Source organism: Photobacterium sp. GB-36, from assembly GCF_003026135.1.
Classification (GTDB): Bacteria; Pseudomonadota; Gammaproteobacteria; order Enterobacterales; family Vibrionaceae; genus Photobacterium.
This window is the reverse complement of sequence record NZ_PYNY01000017.1, coordinates 47,923-69,910: the sequence shown is the minus strand read 5'-3', so window position 1 is coordinate 69,910 and position 21,988 is coordinate 47,923. Positions and strand designations below refer to the sequence as shown.

Annotated in this window: 20 protein-coding genes; 11 read left to right on the top strand and 9 right to left on the bottom strand. The window is 43.1% G+C overall.

The window, feature by feature from the left end; translation table 11 throughout:
* Positions 1-2: 2 nt before the first annotated feature.
* Together C9J46_RS14860 and hemC are read right to left on the bottom strand one after the other, a co-directional pair.
* Positions 3-749, bottom strand: a complete 747-nt coding sequence (locus tag C9J46_RS14860; protein ID WP_107207813.1) for a uroporphyrinogen-III synthase — start codon at positions 747-749, stop codon at positions 3-5.
* Entirely contained in the window at positions 749-1,681 is a 933-nt protein-coding gene (gene hemC / locus C9J46_RS14855) for a hydroxymethylbilane synthase (protein WP_107207812.1), read from the bottom strand. The genes C9J46_RS14860 and hemC overlap by 1 nt, the downstream gene beginning before the upstream one ends.
* A 393-nt stretch (positions 1,682-2,074) precedes the next feature.
* On the opposite strand from hemC, the gene C9J46_RS14850 reads away from it, so the two are divergent.
* Positions 2,075-4,630 (top strand): class I adenylate cyclase, encoded by a 2,556-nt coding sequence (locus C9J46_RS14850; protein WP_107291125.1) that lies wholly within the window; start codon positions 2,075-2,077, stop codon positions 4,628-4,630.
* A gap of 82 nt (positions 4,631-4,712) precedes the next feature.
* Here C9J46_RS14850 and cyaY read toward each other — a convergent pair whose 3' ends face one another.
* Complete coding sequence (gene cyaY, locus C9J46_RS14845; protein WP_005372465.1) at positions 4,713-5,024, bottom strand: iron donor protein CyaY; 312 nt, start codon at positions 5,022-5,024, stop codon at positions 4,713-4,715.
* Positions 5,025-5,102: 78 nt separating this feature from the next.
* On the opposite strand from cyaY, the gene C9J46_RS14840 reads away from it, so the two are divergent.
* The 6 genes from C9J46_RS14840 (at position 5,103) to yigB (ending at position 9,776) form a co-directional block, all read left to right on the top strand.
* Positions 5,103-5,219: a lipoprotein gene (locus C9J46_RS14840; protein ID WP_107207810.1), complete on the top strand. Its 117-nt coding sequence runs from the start codon at positions 5,103-5,105 to the stop codon at positions 5,217-5,219.
* A 68-nt stretch (positions 5,220-5,287) separates the two neighbouring features.
* Positions 5,288-6,538 (top strand): diaminopimelate decarboxylase, encoded by a 1,251-nt coding sequence (lysA, locus tag C9J46_RS14835; protein ID WP_107207809.1) that lies wholly within the window; start codon positions 5,288-5,290, stop codon positions 6,536-6,538.
* A 38-nt stretch (positions 6,539-6,576) separates the two neighbouring features.
* The gene (gene dapF, locus C9J46_RS14830; RefSeq protein WP_107207808.1) at positions 6,577-7,407 is read left to right on the top strand and encodes a diaminopimelate epimerase; all 831 of its coding nucleotides are present in this window, start codon (positions 6,577-6,579) and stop codon (positions 7,405-7,407) included.
* Positions 7,404-8,108 carry a DUF484 family protein gene (locus C9J46_RS14825; RefSeq protein ID WP_107291124.1) on the top strand — a complete coding sequence of 235 codons (705 nt, stop codon included), beginning with the start codon at positions 7,404-7,406 and terminating at the stop codon, positions 8,106-8,108. Before dapF ends, C9J46_RS14825 begins: the two co-directional genes overlap by 4 nt.
* A 1-nt stretch (position 8,109) precedes the next feature.
* Positions 8,110-9,015: a tyrosine recombinase XerC gene (gene xerC, locus C9J46_RS14820; RefSeq protein ID WP_107247548.1), complete on the top strand. Its 906-nt coding sequence runs from the start codon at positions 8,110-8,112 to the stop codon at positions 9,013-9,015.
* Positions 9,016-9,047: 32 nt separating this feature from the next.
* Positions 9,048-9,776: a 5-amino-6-(5-phospho-D-ribitylamino)uracil phosphatase YigB gene (gene yigB, locus C9J46_RS14815; RefSeq protein ID WP_107291123.1), complete on the top strand. Its 729-nt coding sequence runs from the start codon at positions 9,048-9,050 to the stop codon at positions 9,774-9,776.
* 59 nt (positions 9,777-9,835) lie between these two features.
* On the opposite strand, the gene C9J46_RS14810 is transcribed toward yigB, so the two are convergent.
* From C9J46_RS14810 to C9J46_RS14795, 4 genes are read right to left on the bottom strand one after another with little or no spacing between them, the layout of a single operon-like run.
* Positions 9,836-10,288 (bottom strand): DoxX family protein, encoded by a 453-nt coding sequence (locus C9J46_RS14810; protein WP_107287859.1) that lies wholly within the window; start codon positions 10,286-10,288, stop codon positions 9,836-9,838.
* On the bottom strand, positions 10,281-11,099 hold the full coding sequence (locus C9J46_RS14805) for a DNA-binding domain-containing protein (RefSeq protein WP_107291122.1): 819 nt from the start codon (positions 11,097-11,099) through the stop codon (positions 10,281-10,283). Before C9J46_RS14805 ends, C9J46_RS14810 begins: the two co-directional genes overlap by 8 nt.
* Complete coding sequence (locus C9J46_RS14800) at positions 11,077-11,940, bottom strand: DUF692 domain-containing protein (RefSeq protein WP_107291121.1); 864 nt, start codon at positions 11,938-11,940, stop codon at positions 11,077-11,079. The genes C9J46_RS14805 and C9J46_RS14800 overlap by 23 nt, the downstream gene beginning before the upstream one ends.
* Positions 11,940-12,203 carry a DUF2282 domain-containing protein gene (locus C9J46_RS14795; RefSeq protein ID WP_045084575.1) on the bottom strand — a complete coding sequence of 88 codons (264 nt, stop codon included), beginning with the start codon at positions 12,201-12,203 and terminating at the stop codon, positions 11,940-11,942. Before C9J46_RS14795 ends, C9J46_RS14800 begins: the two co-directional genes overlap by 1 nt.
* Before the next feature lie 216 nt (positions 12,204-12,419).
* Between C9J46_RS14795 and uvrD the strand changes: the two genes are divergently transcribed.
* Positions 12,420-14,591: a DNA helicase II gene (gene uvrD, locus C9J46_RS14790; RefSeq protein WP_107291120.1), complete on the top strand. Its 2,172-nt coding sequence runs from the start codon at positions 12,420-12,422 to the stop codon at positions 14,589-14,591.
* A 98-nt stretch (positions 14,592-14,689) separates the two neighbouring features.
* Here the strand turns inward: uvrD and ggt are convergent, their stop codons facing one another.
* Positions 14,690-16,453: a gamma-glutamyltransferase gene (gene ggt / locus C9J46_RS14785; RefSeq protein ID WP_107291119.1), complete on the bottom strand. Its 1,764-nt coding sequence runs from the start codon at positions 16,451-16,453 to the stop codon at positions 14,690-14,692.
* A gap of 134 nt (positions 16,454-16,587) precedes the next feature.
* Positions 16,588-17,493: an EamA family transporter RarD gene (gene rarD / locus C9J46_RS14780; protein ID WP_107291118.1), complete on the bottom strand. Its 906-nt coding sequence runs from the start codon at positions 17,491-17,493 to the stop codon at positions 16,588-16,590.
* Positions 17,494-17,697: 204 nt separating this feature from the next.
* Between rarD and recQ the strand changes: the two genes are divergently transcribed.
* From recQ to C9J46_RS14765, 3 genes are all read left to right on the top strand, one after another.
* The gene (recQ, locus tag C9J46_RS14775) at positions 17,698-19,548 is read left to right on the top strand and encodes an ATP-dependent DNA helicase RecQ (protein WP_107291117.1); all 1,851 of its coding nucleotides are present in this window, start codon (positions 17,698-17,700) and stop codon (positions 19,546-19,548) included.
* A 328-nt stretch (positions 19,549-19,876) separates the two neighbouring features.
* Positions 19,877-20,182, top strand: a complete 306-nt coding sequence (locus tag C9J46_RS14770; protein WP_107261174.1) for a DUF3630 family protein — start codon at positions 19,877-19,879, stop codon at positions 20,180-20,182.
* 134 nt (positions 20,183-20,316) lie between these two features.
* Entirely contained in the window at positions 20,317-21,027 is a 711-nt protein-coding gene (locus C9J46_RS14765; RefSeq protein WP_107207796.1) for a 7-cyano-7-deazaguanine/7-aminomethyl-7-deazaguanine transporter, read from the top strand.
* The last annotated feature ends 961 nt before the right edge of the window (positions 21,028-21,988 follow it).

The window sequence follows — 21,988 nt, the reverse complement described above, 5'->3', positions numbered from 1 at the left end:
GTTTAGCTAAAGTTGCTTAGGAACGTGAAGAGTGCATGATTGGAGGCACTGCCCACGGTGGAAATATTCATAAAGCCAAGCGTTGTTGCTTGCTCGGCCACACGTTGACTTGGGACGAGAAGGTGGCAATTGAGAAACCAAGTCAAATGTTGAGTTGGGATCCTTGTTGTTAAAAATACTAGTTGTTCAGCACTGGTAATAACAAGGGTATCCAGCTGTTGATGTTGCCATTGTGCCACTAATTTCTCGCCATCGAGATCAAGCCAACATCGCTGATACGTTTCGCAATAGTTGACTACTGCATGGCGTGCCGTTAATGCTTGGTGGATCAACTCTCTGCCACCATTCCCTCGCAATATAAGGATGTTACGATCCGTAACGTGTGCGAGTTCGGGTAAGGCTAATAATCCTTCGCTATCACAGCGGTGTTCAGGAGATAATACTCGCTGTCCGCTCAATTTTGTCAATGTTGCGGCAGTTTTATGACCAACAGCTATATAATGCACGTTTTTTGGCCATGCTGCACCTTGCGATACTAAGTAATCGTGCGCAAATGTTACCGCATGATGGCTTACAGCAATAATATAATCATTGGCTTTTAATGCATTGATTTGTAGCAATAACGAAGAAAGTCCATCACCGGCTTTTAAGGTTAATAGCGGTTGGGCTATTGCGCTGATCGCCGCAGCATTGAGTTGCTCTGCCAATTGATAACAATCGGGGGCAGGGCGGGTGATCAGCACTGTCATTACGCGTTACCGTATAATCGATTTAAAATATCGCGAGCACCATCGTTAAGCAGTTGCTCTGCGAGAGTTTCTCCCAATTGCTCTGCTTGCTCGATTGGTCCACGAATTTCAGCGCGTACAATCTTACTGCCATCAGGTTCACCGACTAATGCGCGTAGCCAGATTTGGTCGCCTTCAAGCTCTGCGTAACTACCAATTGGCACCTGACAGCCGCCTTGTAGGTAGTTATTCATTGCACGCTCACACAATACGCGTGTTGTGGTGGCTTGATCACTTAAGGCAGCTAACAATTGACGAACACGTGTGTCATCGAGACGACACTCAATCCCCACTGCGCCTTGGCCAACAGCAGGTAAACTCACTTCTGGTGTAATTTCGCTGCGAATACGGTCTTCCATTTTTAGACGTTTAAGGCCAGCACAGGCAAGAATAATCGCATCGTATTGACCTTCATCCATCTTACGTAAGCGAGTATTAACATTACCACGTAGATCGTTGACGATAAGATCAGGGCGTTGGGCGCGTAATTGACACTGACGACGTAAGCTAGAAGTACCAACAATAGCACCTTGAGGTAGCTCATCAATATTGTTGTATTTATTTGAGACAAACGCATCACGAGGATCTTCACGCTCACAGATGGTTACAAGGCCTAGGCCTTCAGGAAACTCAACGGGTACATCCTTCATTGAGTGAACCGCGATATCTGCACGGCCTTCAAGCATGGCGACTTCAAGCTCTTTTACGAATAGCCCCTTACCACCCACTTTAGCCAGTGGAGTATCTAAAATGATATCGCCTTTTGTGATCATCGGAACAAGCTCGACAATAATGCCTGGATGGGCTTGTTCTAGCTCTGCTTTAACGAATTCAGCTTGCCACATAGCGAGTGGGCTTTTACGTGTAGCAATACGGATTGGTTGATTACTCATAAGTATTGGGGATCCATAATGAAGATTCTATTTTCTATTAAGCACATCGTACCATTAGCATCGTCTGGATGATAATTTGCTTAATCATTTGAGTATATGCATACGATCATGTTGCTAATAGTTTAAAAAAATGTGATATTAATCACATCGACCTTAAATGATAGAATGATGATTCGCTGGCAACTGGCGGTTATTCATCATTGTACTAATTTGAGGTAATAGTTTAAGGATGAATCACACAGAATTGTCGCATTACCTGACTTGGCATTATCTTTACCAAGGGTATTAAAAGTGTTACATTGATCACGTTTTTGCTCATATTTAACACAGCTCAAATGATCCTAAGGGTGATATTTGGGGTGCTTCAACTCTGTTAGCTCTTGGAAGAGTAATTTGCAAAATTATATTAAGACGCTGAAAGGCAGGCTAGATTCATTGACTGAGCTTCGTATTGAACGAGCACGGTTAGCGATGAATGCTCAATCAGTACAAGTATTTGACTTGTTGCCTGTCTTACTTCATTACAATCACCCTGCTTTACCGGGTTATCTTGACCAACCGGTAGCTCAAGGGATCGCGAAATTTGTTGTGACTGATGTCCAGCAACAATTCGTTGATGATTGCGCCTATTCTGCCGAACTCTCGGTCGATCCCCTATTGCTTGAGATAAATGACTGCCCGATCACTGGCTTGTATGCCATGGGAAGTACCTCATCAATGGGACAAAGCCTAACCAGTGATCTTGATATCTGGGTTTGTATCCGAACTTCATTGACGCCAGCAGAACGTAGTGCACTTGACAGCAAGTGTAGCCTTGTGTCGCAGTGGGCAATGGAGCAAGGGGTTGAAGCGAATTTCTTTCTTATTGATGAGAATCGATTCCGTCATAACTTCTCTGAAGCGATGACCGGTGAAAACTGTGGTTCTAGCCAGCATTTATTATTATTAGATGAATTCTATCGCTCTGCCGTTTGTTTGGCAGGGTTGCCATTATTGTGGTTTATGGTGCCGCCAGAAATGGAAGAGTGCTATGACCAATATATGGCGTACTTAATTGATGAAGATTACATTAATCTTGATGAGTGGATTGATTTTGGTGGTCTAACGCGTATTCCTGCCGAAGAGTATTTTGGTTCAAGTTTATGGCAGTTATATAAAAGTATCGACTCACCGTATAAGTCAGTGCTCAAAGCCATTTTGCTTGAAGCTTACTCATGGGAATACCCGCATACCCAACTTTTAAGCCTTGATGGTAAGCGTCGCTTCTTTGCTGAAGACCGCAGTGAATACTGTATGGATGCGTACTATTTAATGTTGGAAAAAGTCACGCGCTATCTTGAGCGAATTGATGATCATCGTCGTCTTGATTTAGTGCGTCGTTGCTTCTATTTAAAAACCCATGAAAAGTTATCTCGTGAACCAAGTGCCGGCTCTGTGCCTTGGCGTCGTCGTGTTCTCAAGCACTTAACTGAGCAGTGGCAATGGACAGACTCGGTGATTAATGAACTTGATCATCGTCGTGATTGGAAAGTGACACAAGTTAAAGAGGCACATAACGAATTATTAGATGCGTTAATGCTAAGTTATCGTAACTTAATCCGTTTTGCGCGTCGTAATAATATTACCTCTGCGATCAGTCCTGAAGATATCAGTATTTTGGCGCGTAAGTTATATGCGGCATTTGAGGTACTTCCAGGTAAGGTCACTTTACTTAATCCACAGATCTCACCGGATTTACATGAAGAAGATATCACCTTTATTCAGGTGCCAGAGGGGCGTACGAATGCTGCTGGTTGGTATCTTTATAAACAGCCCATCGATCCCTTGTTAATTATGGGACAACCGGCTCTTGAGCATAACCGTTACTTATCTAAGTTGGTCGCTTGGAGCTATTTTAATGGTTTATTAACGGAATCAACGCACCTTCATACCGTGGTACGTGATGCAGATTTTGATTTAGATAAGCTCTATCAGTTGGTGAGTGATATTCGAAATACCTTCCCAATTCGCCGTCCGAATCCAAGTTTACAAGCGTTATCGAGCCCGTGTGAGATTCGTCAGTTAGGGTTATTCATTAATTTAGAAAATGATCCAACCAATGAGCTGAAAAACCGCTCGGTACGGTTTGATTTTAAAACTACCGATATTTTCAGTTATGGCCCAGAACAGAAATGTTTAGTTGGCAGCGTCGATCTGATTTATCGCAACTCGTGGAATGAAGTGCGCACGCTTAACTTTAGCGGCGATAATGCCATGTTAGATGCACTGAAAACCATGCTTGGGAAGATGCACCATGATGCGATCCCACCTGAAGCGGTTGATGTATTCTGCTATAGCAAGCACATGCGTGGTTTGATCCGTAATTTAGTATATCAGTTAGTGGCTGAATGTATTGAAATGCGCTTAAAACCGGTTGAAGAAGAAAAGCGTCGTCGATTTAAAGCGATCCGCATTGCAGAAGAAACCTTTGGCTTATTCTTTGAGCGTCGTGGTGTTTCTGTTCAACGGTTAGAAAACCCAGTTGATTTCTACAGTTGCATTTCATCGAATAAAGTCAGTGAAGTGCCTCATGTTGTGATGGGTAAAATGGACGAACCTCATCCTCCACAAATAGTGGATGCTTATGCGAGTGAAGGTTTGATCCAGTTCTTCTTTGAAGATTGTGAGCAGGGCTACAACATCTATATCTTAGATGAAACCAACCAGATGGAAGTGTACCGTCAATGTAGTGGTAATAAAGATGAGATGGTACATGGGGTTAATCGTTTTTACACTTCGGCTCAAGACCGTTTTAGTGCGACTAACTTCATTAACTTTAATTTACCCCAGTTCTACGATATCGTGCATTGCGACAACGGTAAATTACAAGTATTGCCATTTAAGAGTGGTCAAATGCCGCGTCCAAAGCCCGATGTCGATCCCAATTCAACTGGGATGCTTAACAGTTAATACCGTGTATTGACATGACAATAAAAAGCCTTCAGATGTGAAGGCTTTTTTTATCGGTAGTTCATGACAATAAATATCTTATTTACCATTCAACCGCTTCACCAGCATGAAGGCTGCATTCTTTTTTAAGCAGTGAAAATAGCTCTTCATCACTGCGGGTACAACGCCATTCCGTGCCATTATATTTGAAATGATAACCGCCTGATTTTGAAGCTAACCAGAGTTCATGTAATGGCTCTTGGCGGTTAATTACGATCTGGCTGCGGTTAGCAAACTCGAGTGTTAATACATTACCCGTTGTCTCTGGCTCAATGTCGGCACCGGATTCATCGATACCTTCTTCGATTTGCATTAGTGCTAAATCAGCTAATTGGTGAAATTCAGTGTCATTCATCTTATTGTGTCCTATTGCTTTTCCTGTTCTTGGTGCGATTATAGAGGGCATTGGTTTGATAATCACTGGCTTTGAATTATGCGTAAAGGTTTATTAGCAATTTTTGTGTTAGCGACCCTAACATTAGCGGGATGTGGACAGAGTGGTGCTCTCTACATGCCAAAAGATGCACCACAGCAAGAGCAAGCAAAGTAAAAAATAAATAAACACTGAGTTAAACAGTGTCGCCATTGAAAGCAGCTACTTAACAGGGAAGAAAAACATTGGATTACTTTAACTACCAGCAAAATAATCAATTATGGGCTGAAAATGTGCCATTAGCACAATTGGCTGAGCAATACGGTACACCTTTGTATGTGTATTCACGTGCAACGTTAGAGCGCCACTGGAAAGCATTTGATGAGGCGGTTGCGACACACCCTCATTTAATTTGTTATGCCGTTAAAGCGAATTCTAACCTTGGGGTATTAAATGTTCTTGCTCGTCTTGGCTCTGGCTTTGATATTGTGTCACAAGGTGAATTAGAGCGTGTGATTGCCGCTGGTGGTGATCCGGCAAAAGTGGTGTTCTCAGGTGTCGGTAAAACGGCGGCTGAAATGCAGCGTGCACTAGAGCTTGGGATCAAATGCTTCAATGTTGAGTCTGAACCTGAATTAGAGCGTCTAAATAGCGTTGCTGAAGAGCTAGGCGTTACAGCGCCTATTTCATTGCGTATTAACCCTGATGTTGATGCGAAAACGCATCCTTACATCTCAACAGGATTACGTGATAATAAGTTCGGTATTGTGTTTGATCGCGCGGTGGAAGTGTATCGCCTAGCGCATAGCCTGCCACATTTACAGGTTGTTGGTATGGATTGTCATATCGGCTCTCAGTTAACTGATATTACTCCATTTATTGATGCTACCGATCGTTTATTGGCGTTGGTTGATGAGTTAAAAGCCGAAGGCATTCATATTCAGCACCTTGATTTAGGCGGTGGTCTAGGGGTGACTTACAATGATGAGCAACCACCACAACCTGCAGATTATGCTTCGGCATTACTCGCCCGATTAGAAAACTATCCTGATTTGGAGCTGATTTTTGAGCCAGGACGCGCTATTGCTGCGAATGCGGGTGTATTACTGACAAAAGTTGAGTTTCTAAAGCATACTGAACATAAAAACTTCGCCATTGTTGATGCGGCAATGAATGATTTAATTCGTCCGACGTTATATTCAGCGTGGCAAGACATTGTGCCGGTTAGCCCGCGTCAGGGTGAAGCGCATGTCTACGATTTAGTTGGACCTATTTGTGAAACCGGTGACTTTATCGGTAAAGATCGCAGTTTATGTTTAGCGCAAGGTGATTTATTAGCAGTTCGTTCAGCAGGCGCTTATGGCTTTGTGATGGCATCGAATTACAATACCCGTGCTCGTGCGGCTGAAATTATGGTCGACGGTGAACAGGCTCATGTTGTTCGTGAGCGTGAAACGCTAGCGCAACTGTGGCAACTAGAACAGATTATTCAGTAATCATGGCTGCGATGAAATGAAAAAAATTAAGGAACATCATGCAGATTAACTTTTCCAAAATGCATGGGTTAGGCAATGACTTTGTTGTTGTTGACTGCGTGACACAAAATGTATTTTTTTCACCTGATGCGATCCGCCGTTTGGCGGATCGACATCGTGGTATCGGCTTTGACCAACTGTTAGTGGTTGAACCGCCTTATGATCCTGAAACGGATTTTCATTACCGTATTTTTAATGCTGATGGTAGTGAAGTCGAACAATGTGGTAACGGTGCCCGTTGTTTTGCCCGTTTTGTTTCAATGAAAGGGTTAACCAATAAATACCATATTTCGGTGAGTACAAAAGCAGGGAAAATGTTGCTGAAACTTGAAAATGATAATCAGGTGACAGTGAATATGGGTGTGCCGATCTTTGAACCGAGCAAGATCCCGATGAAAGCTAAACAGGCTGAAAAAACCTATATTTTACGTGCAGGTGAGCACACGCTTTTCTGTGGCGCGGCAAGTATGGGGAATCCGCACTGTGTAACGATGGTTGATGATGTTGATACTGCCGATGTCGATACATTAGGCCCGTTATTAGAATCCCATGAACGTTTTCCTGAGCGTGTTAATGCTGGCTTTATGCAAGTGCTCGATCGCAATAACGTGCGTTTGCGCGTTTATGAGCGTGGTGCGGGTGAAACGCAAGCTTGTGGTAGCGGTGCCTGTGCGGCGGTTGCGATTGGGCGAGTGCAAGGTTTGCTGGATGAAAATGTAAAAGTTTCTCTACCTGGTGGTGATTTATATATTCGTTGGGCGGGGGAAGGTAAACCATTATTTATGACCGGCCCTGCCGCTCACGTTTTTGACGGACAATTTATTCAATGACAACACATTCTCAGCAAACTTGTTCATCAGGGGATGACTTGAATGAGGTGCTGAATGAGCAAGCAGTTGTAACTTACTTGCGCAATAATCCCACTTTTTTTTCACGTCAATCGGAGTGGTTGAGTGAGGTGCGGATCCCTCATCAAGAGCGTGGTACCGTCTCTCTGGTTGATATTCAATTAGAGCGACTACGACTACGGATCGCCGAGCTTGAGCAACAACATGCCACGTTACTCGCCAATGCAACCAAAAGTGGTGAGTTATCGGTCTTGTTCTCTAATGCTCAAGTACAATTATTACAATGCCATAATATTTATCAGGTACTGACGATTATTGATACCTTAGCGGCGCAATTGGATCTTTCTGTTTGTCTTCGCTTGTTTGATAGCGAAGATAAGTTGTTATATCTCGAACGTCGCCAATTTAACGATTTTTATCGTTCTCGTTTAGTTCAAGATCGTCCGTACTTAGGTCGTCTACGTCGCCCTGAAGCTGAATTGTTATATAGCCATCCGCCGCAGTTAGGATCGTTTATTGTGTTGCCATTAGGTCGATCGGCTGCCAATGGTGTATTGAGTTTTGCGAGCGCAGATGGTGGACATTTTCAACCCGAAATGGACACCTTGTTTGTTGAGCAGTTAGCAACAACCATTAGTTACCTGATAGAGCATTGGCAATATACCCGTGAGGTTATTGACTAATATGTTGCCCCGCAGCTTGGAACAACCACTTGAACGTTTCTACGAATATTTACGTAGTGAACGTGAACTAAGCTTACATACTCAGCAAAATTATAAGCGTCAGCTAACGCGTATTGCTGAACAATTGGTCGAATTGAGCGTCGATAATTGGCAGCAAGTGGATGCCGGTTGGGTTCGTCAAATCGCCAGTAAAGGGATGCGAGATGGCTTAAAGGCGAGTAGCCTTGCGATGCGCTTATCAGCCTTGCGAAGTTTTTTTGATTTTTTAGTCCACCAAAATGTTTTAAAAGCCAACCCTGCAAAAGGCGTTGCGGCGCCACGAAAAGCACGTCCATTACCCAAGAATTTGGATGTGGATGAAATGAATCAATTGTTGGATGTTAACGATGATGATCCATTAGCAATTCGTGATCGCGCAATGATGGAATTGATGTACGGTGCAGGGTTACGTTTAGCCGAGTTGGTTGGTATTGATGTGCGTCATATCAGTTTAAGTAAAGGCGACTTACGGGTAATTGGTAAGGGCGATAAAGAAAGGGTGGTTCCTTTCTCTGGCCTTGCTCGTGAATGGGTAGCGAAATGGCTGAAGTTGCGTGATAATCTTGCTCAAGCAGAAGAGCCAGCACTGTTTGTGTCTAAATTAGGCACGCGTATTTCGACTCGAAATGTGCAGAAAAGAATGGCGGAATGGGGACAAAAACAGGCAGTATCAAGCCACATTAACCCCCATAAACTACGTCACAGTTTTGCGACACATATGTTGGAATCGAGCGGCGATTTACGTGCAGTACAAGAGCTTTTAGGTCACGCAAATTTATCGACAACCCAAATCTATACTCATTTGGATTTTCAGCATTTAGCGAAAGTGTATGATGAAGCACATCCTCGTGCTAAGCGTAATAAATAACATTGACTGCTACGTATCAATACAGAGAAATTATGCATTTTTACCGCCAATTAACGCCAATTAGTGCCTTAACTTTTGATCTTGACGATACCTTATACGATAACCGTCCGGTGATTGTTCGTGCTGAACAAGCAATGCTTGACTGGTTAACGCAGATCTTACCGTCACGTATCATAATTGATAAAACCGTTTGGTCATCGCTTAAATCGCAATTAGCGATGCTAGATCCAATGCTCAAACATGATGTCAGTTTGTGGCGATATGAAACCATTAAAATAGGTTTAATGCAGCTAGGGTTTCGTCTATCAGAGGCAGAAATTTTAGCGCAGCAGGGGTTAGATACTGTACTGGCTGTTCGCAACCAAGTCGATGTTCCTGCAGAAACGCATCGAGTATTAAAGCAATTAAGTGACCATTTTCCGCTAGTCGGGCTAACAAATGGTAATGTTGATGCAGAAAAAATTGGCTTAGCGCCATATTTTGTCGACGTGTTTCAAGCGGGCAAAGATGGTTTAGCAAAACCTGAGGCAGATTTATTTAACCTTGCGGTTAATACCCTAAATGTACCAGCCGCGACAATCTTACATGTTGGTGATCATCTTATTACCGATGTAAAAGGCGCGAAACAGCATGGCTTTCAAGCGTGTTGGTTTAACGATCAACAAAAATTGATTCAGCAGCAATCGCAAGCGTTGATCTTACCCGATGTAGAAATTACGCAATTGGCGCAGCTGCTTGAGATTGTCGGATTAGAGCAGTAAAAAAAGCGACCATGGGTCGCTTTTTTATTGCGTATAGCATATTAAAACACGATCGATATTTAGAAAGAATGGTGAAGGTGGCCACGATTAAATAAGTGATCAAAAGAGAGACTTCCCGCCCCCCAGATCACATTGGTGAGTAGCATCATTCCCCACAGTTGGTGATCATAAAATCCTTTTTCCCAAAGTGCGGGATAGGAAATGACTGCCATGACGTTAAATCCAAAAAGTACGAATGCCATCGGGCGAGTAAATAGCCCCAGCGTGAGAAAAATAGGGATAAAAACTTCAACCGCAGTACCAATATATGCCGCCCAGTGCCATGGTAATAAGGGCACATGATACTCGTATTCAAAAAGGTATAAGGTGCTGTCCCAGCTTGAGTATTTGATCATGCCAGATTGAAAAAATACCCATGCAACCCAGAGACGAGTAAAGAGCAGCACAAGTGGGATAAAAGGGGTCGTTAGCCGTGAGAAAAAAGGGTCGATACTGCGAATAAAACTATCCATCGTTTGCCTCCACGATATCGTCGGTGAGTTGATATTCAAATAATAAAGGTAGTTGTTCAAGCATCTGTGGCGAGGCTTGTTGAAGTGATTTTTGTTGTTGGCAGTGAATGATTAACGCCTTGAGATCTGAAGAGATAACCTGCGTTAATATTTCGTTGCCACGTAATTGAATAACCACGGTTTGTGGCTGATCGATATCAAGTGCTGCCAATGGATCATCAGCGCTAGAAAACGCTGATGCGTGATGGTTGAGCCTTTCACTCTCTACAATATGCCACAAATCTCCGACACTATACGGGCTGGTCAAAACATAGGTTGCCTCAGGAATATGAAAATAGCTTTGTCCAAAGGCATCGGCATTTTCTGAATTTTGAAGGTGTTGTAATTTTTCAAATGGAAAACCGTGTTGTTGTGATGGCATGCGGCTGACAATATCTCGGTACCATTCGAGTTGAGCGAGATCCGATAAATACGGTAAAGCTTTGTTGATGGTTTCATTATTCGCAATAGTGTGATGAAACCCTTCACCGTAATGGCTCACATCGCCTTGCGTTAAGGGAGAGTGCAGTATGTGTAATCGCGCCAGTTGAACAAAACAGTCATGGCCGATCATCGCCAAGACTGCGGGATACGTTGCCGAAAGAATATCGGTTAAACTCAAAATAAAATTATTTCGATAAATTTGTAGATGTTGCTCGGCACTAAAGGTGGTGGCTTTTATCGTCGTAGACGCATAGCTGTGTTTATATTGCAGCGCATCGGAAAAGGCGCTTTGGAGTTGGTGCAGTTCATTGTTGACAGCATATTTCATGGTGATGTTCTCGTTGAAGGAACGCGTTCGCTCTAGCCGCTTCAGCAAGGAGTATCTCTAATGATGGTAACTCTGCATCCCACTCTATTAAGGTTGGAGTATGCTTACCATTTTGCTGTATCCATTGACGATAAAGTTGCCATACAGGCTCACTTACCGGCTTACTATGGGTATCAATCCATATTTCCCCTTCAGGGAATTGTTTCACCGTAAAGCCTGCAAGGTGGATCTCTTTTACCGTATCGGGATTGATGGCATCTAAATAAGTTTGGCAATCAAACTGATGGTTAAAGCTATTGACGTAAAGATTGTTTAAATCTAATAACAAGCCACATCCTGTGCGTTGTTGAACGGCAGTTAGAAACTCCCATTCCGGTATAACGGAGTGCTTAAAACTGAGATAGCTCGATGGGTTTTCAATTAATAATTGTCTGTTGAGGTAATCTTGCACTTGTTCGACATGCGTACAGAAAACATCAAGCGCTTCTTCGGTATAAGGTAGAGGCAGTAAATCGTTAAAGTATTGACCGTTAACTGAACTCCAACTGAGGTGATCTGAAACCGCAAAAGGATTAACAACGTCAATGAGTTGTTTCAGTTGCTTTAAATGCTCACGGTTAATTGGATCGGCTGAGCCAAGGGATAACCCAATACCATGACAACTCATCGGGTAATGCTCGATGATGGCTAACAGTTGTTGATATTGAGGCGTATAGCGGTTGAAATAGTTTTCACTGTGAATTTCAAGCCAGCCAATATCCGGGCGTTGCTCGATAATCGGTTGGTGATGAGGTGAGCGTAAACCCACCCCAACCATATCCGTTAATAATGGATAGCTCATTATGCGGACTCTGTTGAACCACCATGAAGGCGATCGCAAAGCCCTTTAGGCATCGCAATGAAGGCATCTTTTTGACCATCTTCTTTCGCTGAGCCTGCACATGATGTGGTTTTGGTTGCGCAGTCATTTTTTCCTGCTTTCGCCACCCCATAACATTTTTCTTTTGCTTCGCCAGCAACGGCAGAAGTTGAGGCTACTGTACCTGCTAATGCGATAAGACCTGTCATGGCTGATGCGAGTGCAAGCTTGTTTACGTTGTTCATGATGAAACCCTCATTGAGATATAACTTAGTTGGCTGATTTTTATGTGGCGTTAAAACGCTCTGTTTAATAGGAAAGGGGAAGGCTGATATTTATTGCGAAAAAAAATGATTAAAATTAAAACAATTTTCTGCACTAAGGAAAGATGAAGATATCGAGGCAATCTTTTTTCGTGCTGTTATAATCATCACCATTGTATAAATAACCAGTAGATAGCGATGGACGTTTCACTCCTATTAGACGGGCTCAATGATAAACAAAGAGAAGCGGTGGCAGCGCCGTTGGGTAACCACCTCGTACTGGCTGGCGCCGGTAGTGGTAAGACACGAGTGCTGGTTCATCGCATTGCTTGGTTGTTATCGGTAGAGCAAGCATCACCGTATTCGATTATGTCGGTGACCTTTACCAACAAAGCGGCCGCAGAAATGCGTGGGCGTATTAATGAGTTAATGCACGGCTCAAGTGCCGGAATGTGGAACGGTACTTTCCACGGACTATGTCACCGCATGCTTCGTGCCCACTACCTTGATGCGCGTTTGCCGGAAGATTTTAATATTTTGGATTCTGATGATCAGATGCGTTTATTGCGTCGCTTGATCAAAGCGCAGAATCTAGATGAAAAGCATTGGCCCGCTCGTCAGGCTGCTTGGTATATCAATGCCAAGAAAGATGAAGGCTTACGTCCTAAACACGTTGAAACCTATAGCGATCCTGTAGAACAAACTTGGTTGCGTATTTACACCGCTTACCAAGAAGCGTGCGATCGTGCGGGTATGGTCGATTTTGCTGAACTATTGCTGCGATCTTATGAGTTATTGCGCGATAACAAGCATATCCGTGAACATTACCAAGCACGCTTTAAGCACATTCTGGTTGACGAGTTCCAAGATACCAATAGCATTCAGTTTGCGTGGTTACGCTTAATGGCGGGACCTGATTGCCATGTGATGATCGTAGGTGATGACGACCAGTCTATTTATGGTTGGCGAGGGGCAAAAATTGAAAATATTCAGCGTTTCTTAAATGAATTTAAAGATGCGTCGTCGATTTTCCTTGAACAAAACTACCGTTCGACCGGCAATATTCTAAATGCTGCCAATGAGTTGATTGCCAATAACAACGAGCGTATGGGCAAGAAACTTTGGACTGACGGTGGTGAAGGTGAGCCGATTTCGCTCTATTCTGCGTTTAACGAACTCGATGAAGCGCGTTTTGCGGTGGGGAAAATCAAAGAATGGCGCGAGCAAGGTGGCAGCCTCAACGAAACGGCTTTCTTGTACCGTAGTAACGCCCAATCACGGGTATTAGAAGAAGCATTAATTCAAGCTGGACTGCCGTATCGTATCTACGGTGGTATGCGATTCTTCGAACGCCAAGAGATCAAAGATGCGTTGTCTTATATGCGTTTAATCTCCAATCGTAATGATGATGCCTCGTTTGAGCGTGTGGTAAATACCCCGACGCGTGGTTTGGGCGATCGCACGTTAGAGACGATTCGTTTAGCTGCTCGCGATCGTGGTTTAACTATGTGGCAATCGAGTATTGCCTTGCTTGAAGAGCAAGTTTTAGCAGGTCGTGCGGCGAATTCATTACGTCGTTTTATCGAGCTGATTAATGCGCTTGAAGACGATACCGCCGACTTGCCAATGTATCAGCAGACTGATGAAGTCATTCGACATTCCGGTTTACGTGCAATGTACGAGCAAGAAAAAGGCGAAAAAGCCCAAGCGCGTATTGAAAACTTAGAAGAATTGGTCACAGCAACTCGTCAGTTTGAAATCCCAGAAGAAGCAGAAAGCATGACGCCACTGGCGGCCTTCTTAGCCCATGCGGCATTAGAAGCCGGTGATGGTCAGGCGGATGACTTTGAAGATGCGGTGCAGTTGATGACGATGCACAGTGCTAAAGGTCTAGAATTCCCAGTAGTATTTATGGTGGGTGTAGAAGAGGGGATGTTCCCTAGCTCACGTACCACAGAGGAAGTGGGACGTTTAGAAGAAGAGCGTCGTTTGTGTTACGTGGGGATGACCCGTGCAATGCAAAAACTGTATATCACGTATGCTGAAATGCGTCGTTTATACGGTAAAGATAACTTCCACAAACCTTCACGCTTTATCCGCGAAATTCCCGACCAGTTCGTCGAAGAAGTCCGCATGAAAGCGCAAGTGTCACGTCCGGCAAGCAGTGGTCGTTTTAGCCAAACACAGGTGAATAACAACTTTAATGAGACAGGTTTTAACCTAGGTCAGCGTGTTGAACATCCAAAATTTGGTGAAGGCACCATCATTAACTTTGAAGGCAGTGGCGCACAAAGCCGTGTGCAGGTGGCGTTTAATGGTGAAGGCATTAAGTGGTTGGTGACTCAGTACGCCAAGCTTACACCAATGTAATAGTATGCGTTTTTAATTGTTCGTAACACTTAACAATAAAGCCCAGCAATCATCTTTTGAGTGCTGGGCTTTTTTCTTTTATCTGCGTATTAGCGCGGTTATTGGCTGATCACTTTACCTTCTCGACGAGGATCGGCTGCCCCAATAAGCTGATTTGGCGCAATACTTATCGCTTGAATACCTGAATTCAGATCTTTGATTTGGATTTTATAGCCCAGCTTCTCAAGCTTTGGCGCCCACTCTGCCGCGGGCGTGTTTTTTTCAAGTTCAAAGGTACCGAAGCGATTATTCATATTCGGTAAGTTGATCGCTTGTTGTAAATCCATCCCCCAATCAATATACGCGACTAAGGTTTTTGCAAGATAACCAATGATCTGACTTCCTCCGGGTGAGCCGATGGTTAGCACTGGCTGGTTGTTTTTCATCACAATCGTGGGTGTCATTGACGAGCGAGGTCGTTTACCTGGCTCTATTCGGTTAGCAACAGGAACTCCCTCAATTTGGCTGCGGAATGAAAAGTCCGTTAATTCATTATTGAGTAGAAATCCCCTGACCATTAACCGTGAACCAAAACTGTTTTCAATCGTCGAGGTGAGTGAGACCACATTACCTTCTTTATCTACAATCGATAAATGGCTGGTGGAAGGCAGTTCGATCGCTTCATCACTGGCGCGGTTATTGGCATGATTCCAAGGTGGCATTCCCGGTTTTACTTGGGGTAATGCTTTATTTCCCTCGAGTAATTTAGCACGCTCGGCAAGGTAGTTCGGATCGAGTAAGCCACGAACAGGCATTGGCACATAATCACTGTCTGCCATATAGCGACCGCGATCAGCAAAAGCTAAACGCGAGGCATCACCAATTAACTGCCAACTTTTGACGTTATCGGCACCGAGCTTATCCAAGGGATAATGATTGAGCATGGCCAATATTTGCCCCAAGGTTAATGCGCCAGAGCTGGGTGGCCCCATTCCACAAATTTGATATTGACGGTAGGGGGCACAAATAGGCTCACGTTGTTTAACGCTGTAGCTGGCGAGATCCATCGTGTTTAATACCCCAGGATTACCTTCTGCGTTTTGGACGGTATTAACAATATCTCGTGCAATATCGCCTTGATAAAAGGCTCTTGGGCCATAATCAGCAATTTGACGTAAGGTATTTGAATAAGCGTTATTAACTAACTTACTTCCTGCTTGAAGTGGTTTGCCTTGTGAGTCAAAAAAGTAGGCTTTAGTCGTAGGGTAGCGACGAAGATTTTCTGCATCGTTCTCAACCATTGCAGCAAGCCGAGGGCTGACGATGAACCCTTCTTTGGCTAATTTGATCGCAGGAAGAAACAGCGTTTTCCATGGCAATTTTCCGTATTGCTGATGACTACGCCATAGCAGTTTAATCGTACCCGGTGTACCGACAGATCGTCCACCGACAACGGCATCATAGAATTTTAGCGGCTGACCTTGATTGTCTTGAAACAAACGGGGAGTCACAGCAAAAGGGGCTGTTTCTCGACCATCAAATGTCGTCATTTGGTTATTGTCATTATCCCAATACACCAAAAATCCACCACCACCGATCCCTGATGATTGTGGCTCAACTAAGCCTAATATTAGTTGCGCGGTGATCATTGCATCAACAGCACTGCCACCCTGACGTAAAATATCAGCTCCTGCTTGACTGGCATAAGGATTGGCCGTGGCGATCATCCACTCTTTACCTGAAACCAACGGTTGTGATTGTTGGTTAGTACTCGGCTCAGGTTCAATGTGATCAGAGGCTTGTTGAACTTCATTGGCTAATGCTGGAAATGAAAAACAACAAACACTCAATAAAAAGGCTGTAGCGGAGGTGAACCTTGGCATCTTCAATCCTTATGAGTGGAGTAATGTCGTTAACTGAACGCTATTTTATACTTTTATTTGCTTGAGTTAGATAATAAAAATGAGAGTTCTATCATACATGTCGAATGATTATCTAAAAGCAAACAAGCTCGTCGCTAATTTTTATTATTCGATGATTGTTGATGAGATCGGATCCCATCAATACTAAATAACAACAGCGCCAACCAAATACAGCCAAAGGTAATGCCATGTTCTAATTTAAACGGCTCTTGATAAATAAAAGTCGCTAATATGAACATCAAACTAGGGCCGATATATTGTAGAAAACCTAAGGTAGACAGCTTTAATTTCGTTGCGGCACCGGTAAAACACAGTAAAGGCAAGGTAGTGACAATACCGGCAGCGACTAACAGTAAATTGAGATTGAAGGAATTATCCGTCAGGTTAGCCGTTGGGCTGCTACTGATAAAAAAGAGATAAATAGCGGCTAACGGTAACAACACAAAGGTTTCAATAAATAAGCCAGTTTGAGCATCAATATTGATTTTTTTTCGTAATAGGCCATAAAACCCAAAGCTGGTCGCAAGTGCAAAGGCAATCCAAGGTAATGACCCAAATTGAATGAGCTCGGCAATAACACCGATCGCAGCGATTAAAACTGCCGCCCACTGTAAGCGACGTAACCTCTCACCCAGTAACAACATGCCGAGTAGCACATTTAACAGTGGATTAATGTAGTAGCCTAAACTGGCATCTAAAAGATGATTGTTATTGACCGCCCAGATGAAAATAAGCCAATTACAACCGACAAGTAACGCAGATATTGTGAGTAGGAAAAGCGTTTTCGGTTGAGTGAGAACGGCTTTGACACGCACCCACTGGCGGCTGAATGCAATAATGAGTGCAAGGAAGAAGAACGACCAAATCACGCGATGACTCAGTATTTCGAGCGGAGGAACGCTGGTAATGGATTTGAAGTAGATCGGCGCTATTCCCCACATGGTATAGGCAGAAATAGCGAGAATGATCCCACGCTTAGCGAGATTGTTGTTATCTTCCATGAAACTCCAAATCTAACATTGGTTAACTTTTATTCTATAGCAGTATATAAATAAGATCGCTTGATATACCAGTATTTATTTTATTGCTGAAAAGATGATGGAAAACCAGAGCATCGAGTTTTTAATTGATAGCCAAGTTACTACCTCGCATCAAAGGGGGCTTTAGGTATAGAATGAACGCCCCGTTTAGCCAAGAGACTTATCATGTCATCCGTCTGCCATCATGGACCCAGTTCTGCATTATCAGCATCTACGAGCGAGTCTGTTTTACAGGAAATTTTCGGTTATCAGCAATTTCGTGTAGGTCAACTGGATGTGATTGATGCCGTCAATCGTGACGAAGATTGCTTGGTGATTATGCCAACGGGTGGTGGTAAGTCATTGTGTTATCAGATCCCTGCTTTATTAAAAGAAGGGATCACGCTGGTTATTTCACCGCTTATTTCATTGATGAAAGATCAGGTCGATCAGCTTAAAGCCAATGGTGTTGCTGCCGCTTATATCAATTCGACGATGGAGCGTGATGAGATCCTCGCCGTGTTTGATGCGATGAAAGATGCGACGGTGAAGCTAGTCTATGTCTCGCCAGAGCGCGTATTAACGTATGATTTTATTGATCGTTTGCGTGACGTACCGCTGGCGATGGTCGCGGTTGATGAAGCGCATTGTATCTCCCAATGGGGACATGATTTTAGACCAGAATATGCCGCTCTCGGACGATTGAAGCAGTCGTTTGAAAACCTACCGATAATGGCATTAACTGCCACGGCAGATGAAACAACCCGCCATGATATTGTTAGCCGCCTAGGATTGCAGAGCCCTCATGAGTATCTAGGCAGTTTTGATCGCCCGAATATTCGTTATATTTTGTGGGAAAAACATAAACCGTTAACACAAATTATTCGCTATGTTGAAGGTATGCGTGGGCAGTGCGGCATTATTTATTGCAATAGTCGTAAGAAAGTAGAACAGATCAGTGAAAAACTGCGAGATAAAGGCATACGTGCAGAGGCCTATCATGCGGGGTTAGATCATGTTGAGCGAGCCAATGTTCAAGAGGCGTTTCAACGTGATGATATTCATATCGTGGTTGCCACTGTTGCCTTTGGTATGGGGATCAATAAACCCAATGTGCGGTATGTCGTGCATTTTGATATTCCTCGTAACATTGAATCGTATTACCAAGAAACAGGTCGAGCAGGGCGTGATGGTTTACCTGCTGAGGCGGTAATGTTTTACGATCCTTCAGATTTAGCATGGCTTCGCCGTTGTTTAGATGAAAAAGAAGAAGGGCAACAAAAGGACGTCGAACGTCATAAACTGCATGCGATGGGCGCGTTTGCTGAAGCACAAACCTGTCGTCGTCAGGTATTGTTGCATTACTTTGGTGAGCACCGTGATGAACCATGTGGTAACTGTGATGTGTGTTTAGATCCGCCGCAGCGTTTTAATGCGGTCGAAGTGGCGCAAAAAGCCTTGTCTTGTGTCTACCGTGTTAACCAAAGTTTCGGTATTACCTATATCGTTGAAGTGCTTCGTGGGATGCAAAACCAACGAATCCGCGAGCATGGACATGATAAATTAAGTACTTATGGTATTGGGCGTGAATACAGCCATGAATATTGGGTGAGTGTATTACGCCAGTTAATTCATTTGGGGTACTTAACCCAGAATATTAGCCGTAATTCCGTACTGCAATTAACAGAAAAAGCCCGCCCACTATTACGTGCTGAGATTGGTTTAGAACTTGCAGTTCCGCGACTGGATAATATTGCCCGTAACATGAAAGTGAATAAACTCGCGAATCGCCAGTACGATAAAAAATTGTTTGCCAAGTTACGTAAATTGCGAAAAGCGATTGCTGATGAAGAAGATCTACCGCCTTATGTGGTGTTTAACGATGCCAGCTTAATGGAAATGGCAGAGCGATTACCGACGTCAAATGGCGACTTTCTTGCGGTGAACGGGGTGGGTCAGCGTAAACTAGAAAAATACGGAGAGGTTTTTTTAGGCTTGATCCGTGATCATTTATTGGCAATTGAAGAGCCGCATTAAAATATCGAATCTAGCAAGTTGAGTATAGATATAAAAAAACCGGGCTCATGGTAAGCCCGGCTAGAATGCGTTAAAGAAACAGCCTTAATAGGGTGTTTGGTCACGACAAAACAGCTTGCGTATTTTTGGTGGAATATTCATTTCACCGAGCTGCTAGGTTATGCGACGGGACTCGCGATAACGTACTCCAGCAGCTGCCCAATAAGACCACGATGATAAGTGGAATACTAGAGCAACCTTAACCTTTGTAATGCTAATTAACACTTGGTTACATCAAGGGATAACAAGGATTGAAGCCCGCTATTTAAAGCAATAAATAGGAGTCATGATGACTGCAGTAATAAGTCACGTATTCGGTATTCGTCAGTTTGATCGCGATGCACGTTTTTTATCGATTAAAAGCCCGGCATTTGATTTCGATAGTTTTGATACGATCGCAGAATCTTTCTTACTCGCCATTGATGCTAAGATGGTAGAGAAAGAAAGTAATGCAGATCTACATATTTGGTTGATTGATTTTGAAGGTTGTCGTTTGCTGTTAAAAGGTGAGCATTACAGCGGTGCGTTATGGCTTGAAGCCATGAGTGATGACGATGAAGAAACACTCACTTTTATTGCGAGCTTATTAAATTAATCTCGCTGGTAAGATCAAAAGCTAGGCAAGCAAGCTGGTTTCTGTATAATCGCCGACCTGGTCGTTGTTGGCGATAAAACGCTGGCAGCAAAGTATGTTTGGGTTCCCTCCCCCCATTGACAAAAAGGTCTCACATGACGACTGCTTTATCTCAATCTAATGCTATAGCTTCACCCTCTTTTACTCCACAACAGCAACGTAAAGCCCTAGGTTATTTAGTTCTATTTCATTTACTCGTAATTGCATCGAGTAACTATTTAGTGCAGTTACCTTTTACCGTATTTGGTTATCACACCACCTGGGGAGCGTTTACTTTTCCGTTTATCTTTTTAGCTACCGATCTTACCGTGCGTATTTTTGGGGCTGGAATGGCGCGTAAAATTATTTTCCGTGTCATGATGCCTGCACTGCTCGTATCGTATTTATTATCGGTCTTGTTCTTCCAAGGCGAATACCAAGGGCTAGGACATTTAACGGAATTTAATCTGTTTGTTGCTCGTATTGCGATTGCCAGTTTTATGGCTTACTTGTTAGGACAAATTTTAGATGTGTCGGTATTCAACCGCCTACGCCAATTAAAACAATGGTGGATAGCCCCTACGGCCTCCACTATTTTTGGTAATGCGATTGATACCATTGCGTTCTTTGGTATAGCGTTTTACCACAGTCCCGATCCGTTTATGGCAGCAAATTGGACGGAAATTGCGTTGGTGGATTACAGCTTTAAGTTAATTATTAGTCTCGGACTATTTGTGCCTATTTATGGCGTATTACTTAATTACTTAATTGATAAGCTGACAACGTTACCACCGCAAACGTTAGTGGCGGCAAAGACTAATCAATAGTTTTGTTACTAGTGATAAGGGTTAAAGAAGAAACCGATCCTAAGATCGGTTTTTTTATACAGTGAAGACACTGGTTAAAAAATATCGTGTCAAATGACAATTATTCTCAATAAAATACTTGCATCTCAAGTGAGAATGGTTATTATTAACATGCACTCAGGCGATAGGGATGGAACATAATCATATCGTCTTGATGGCACGACATTGCTCACATTGCTTCCAGTGTACTACAGCTCCGGTTGCGTGTTATTAGTGTAGGGCTAATAACCGAACACCACTTCTGCTGAGCGACGCTACTCATCGTAGCGTCGCTTTTTCTTTTTTAAGATCTGTCTAGTCTATTCTTATCTTCCATTGATCCGTTATCGTTAAGCCGTTTATTTTTTTCTATTGCATTCACGATGGCATAGTCTTTATGTGTGATTTTACTGTGCCACGATCGAAGCGTCTTTATTGATCACTATTAAGATAAAAAAGAGATCAACTTTCTATGCTTTAGTTTTTTATCGAAGATAAATTTTCACTGATAGGTATCTCTGCCATTAAATAGTGTATAAGCGGCTAAAATTACCGCAATTTAGTTATTTTTGGTTTTGATACTAAACAAATCGTCTGATTTTTATGATGTTATTACCGCATTTGGCTTTATCACTATGAGGTTTTCCACAATTAATGATCAAATAGGGATCGAGGATCGAAATTAAGGTTCATGGCTAAGTTGTTGATTGTGTTTGTAATAGTTTCTTATTTGTCAAATTACCCAAAAAACGATCAACTGGCGTAAATTAAATACTAACAAAGTTATCCACAGAAAAAGTGAGAATAGAATAAAACATTGGTTAACACTTGCGACAGGGCGTGGCATTCTATGGTTATTGCATTTTTCCTGTCGCTCAACGCCTAATATGGTCGATAATAGAGCTACTAACCTGAACGACAAACGCTTGGATATAAGAATAAC